Consider the following 2,841-nt stretch of genomic DNA (forward strand, 5'->3'; position numbering starts at 1 on the left):
TCCTTGTCTGCTCTGAAAGACTGGGCGGTTGCCCAAGGACAGCCGGCCTATCGCGGGCAACAACTGCATGCTTGGATCTACCAAAAAGGGATCCGCTCCCTGGAACAGGTGACGGTGTTTCCTAGGGCTTGGCGAGAGGCGGTGCAAAGCTACCCAGTGGGACGCTCGCGCATTGTGCAGCGGACAGAGGCCCGCGATGGTACTGTGAAGTTTCTGCTGGGGTTGGCGGATGGGCAGTTGATCGAAACGGTAGGGATCCCAACGGCCAAGCGTCTGACGGTCTGCGTCTCTTCTCAGGTGGGCTGCCCGATGGCCTGCGATTTCTGTGCCACCGGCAAGATGGGCTACCGGCGCAACCTAGAGCTGCACGAGATTCTGGATCAGGTGTTGACGGTGCAGGAAGATTTTGGCCGTCGCGTCAGCCATGTGGTCTTTATGGGCATGGGGGAACCCCTGCTCAACCGCGATACGGTGGTACAAGCCATCCGCAGCCTGAATCAAGATATCGGCATCGGCCAACGGCATATCACCCTCTCGACGGTGGGGGTACCCCGGCAAATTGCCTGGCTGGCGCAGCAGGATCTGCAAGTTACCCTGGCCGTCAGCTTGCATGCCCCCAATCAAGACCTGCGGCAACGGTTGATCCCTTCGGCAGCCCACTACCCTCTGGACACTCTGATCCAGGATTGCCGCGACTACATGCTGCGCACCGGGCGGCGAGTCAGTTTTGAATATACCCTGCTATCGGGGGTCAACGACCTGCCCATTCATGCCCGCCAACTGGCGCAATTGCTGCAGCAGGCCAGCCGGTCAGGGGTACAACTGCACGTGAACCTGATCCCTTACAACCCCATCTCTGAAGCTGACTATCAACGCCCCCACCCGACACGGGTCAGAGAGTTCGTCCGCCAGCTCGAACAGCACCAAGTGCGGGCCACTGTGCGCCAAACCCGTGGCTTGGATGGCAATGCCGCATGTGGTCAACTGCGGGGATCCTTCCTGCGTTCTTTGCCAGGGGATTTGTAATCGCCGCGCAACGCTTGCGCGAGTACATCAGCTCAGTCCGCAGGCGCGTCGTAACCAGGCGGCATCCTGTTCTGGCAAGGTGGCGTGGTGCATGGCGTAAACCTGCCGGTGATACTCGTCCAGCCAGGCTCGCTGCACCTCGTTTAACAGTTCCCAATCGATCAAGCGCCCATCGAAAGGGATCCAAGTCAGGGAGCGAAAGCCCATCCAGCCCTCCGGCTCGGGAATGGCAATCACCTCGTAGAGGTTCTCCAGGCGGATCCCACCCCATCCCGGCTGGTAGTAGCCCGGCTCGATGCTGTTGATCATGCCCACTTTGAGAGGGGTGTTGGCGCGGCGGTGGATCCCGTTGGGCCCCTCGTGGACATTCAAAAAGGCGCCGACACCGTGGCCGGTGCCATGGCCATAGTCCAGCCCGGCCTGCCAAAGGGTAGAGCGGGCGATCCCATCCAACGAGACTCCATAGGTGTCGGGGGGGAAGATCTGGCGGGCGCATTGAATGTGGGCCTTGAGCACCTCGGTATAGCGCCGCTTGCACAAGGGATCCGCGGGTTGCGGGCCAATCCAAACGGTGCGGGTATCGTCGGTGGTGCCCCCCAAGTAGTGGGATCCGGAGTCCAACAAAAACAGTTCGCCCGGCTGCAGCAGCTTTTGGGGATCCGGAGTGCTGTAGTGGATGATGGAGCTGTTGGCGCCGGCGCCGGCAATGGTGTTAAAGCTCAGACCCACCCACTCCCCTTCCTCCCGGTAGTGGGCCTCCATGATCGCGGCCACGTCGGCTTCGCTGATGGGGATCCCCTGTTGGATTTGCCGGTCGATCCAGGCCAGGGTGCGAATCTTGGCCCGGCTGGCTTTGCGGTTGGCCAGGCGCATCTGTTCCAGCTCGGTGGGGTTTTTCACGGCCTTGAGGGCTTCTACTGGGTGCTCCAGCTCGCGGCAGCTCGCATCCTGCAGCAGCTCTTGAGTGCCCTGGGTGGTCTGCTTGGGATCCAAGCCCACCGGCGCATAGCTCTTGGCCCATTGGGGCAGTTGTTGGCTGTAGGTCTCGTAGGGCCAGAGTTCCACCCCGGCTTCTGCCAGAAATTGCCGAGATGGGGGACTGAGCCGCTCCAGATCTGTGAATAGAGCCGCTCTATCTAGGCTGACCAAAGCATAGGCCCAAAACACTGGGTTGTAGGGGATGTCGGATCCCCGCAGGTTAAACAGCCAGGCCACCTGATCCAATTTGGTCAGGGGCAACAGTCCCACCCGCTTGCGGCGCATCTCCTGCCGGACTTGGGCCAGCTTTTCTGCAGGGGTGGCCCCGCTTAGGTGGGTGGGTACCGAGTCAATGGGCCGGTCAAAGGGAGCGACAGGAGCGGATCCCTGAGCCAGCTTATCCACCAAGTTTTCCATGACCGGGATCAAGAGCACCCCTCCCGCTTGGGCATGGGCCTGCAACTGGCGATAGGTGGCCACCGCCACCGTAAAGGGATCCACCCCCAGGCGAAAGCCGGATCCCAGCTCTTCCACAATCTCCATCAGGCTGGGCTGATTCGGCAGACCTCCTTTGATCACTGTCAATAGATTGGGATCCACCTCCCGCTCCGCCTGTTCGTGATAGCGGGGATCTACCCACAGCCAAGCCCTGTCCCGGGTGATCAAGGCATCCCCCACCGAGCCGGTAAAGCCTGTGATCCACTGACGCCGCTTGCGATGTTCCGGCAAATACTCATTGAGATGCTCATCGGCAGAGGGAACCCAAAAGCCATCCAGATCTTGTTCTCGCAGAAGCTGGCGCAACTGCTGCAAACGGGCAGCAACATCCAGGCGGGG

General features: G+C 60.9%; 2 protein-coding genes. One reads left to right on the forward strand and one right to left on the reverse strand.

The annotated features are described in order from the left end of the window. Positions 1-1,026: 23S rRNA (adenine(2503)-C(2))-methyltransferase RlmN (rlmN, locus tag NW820_RS10695; RefSeq protein WP_414407475.1), on the forward strand; the 1,026-nt coding region annotated here is incomplete at its 5' end. Positions 1,027-1,053: 27 nt separating this feature from the next. Here rlmN and NW820_RS10700 read toward each other — a convergent pair. After that, positions 1,054-2,841: aminopeptidase P family protein (locus NW820_RS10700; RefSeq protein ID WP_414407476.1), on the reverse strand; the 1,788-nt coding region annotated here is incomplete at its 5' end.

This window comes from Synechococcus sp. R55.7 (genome assembly GCF_047461955.1).
Taxonomy (GTDB): domain Bacteria; phylum Cyanobacteriota; class Cyanobacteriia; order Thermostichales; family Thermostichaceae; genus Thermostichus.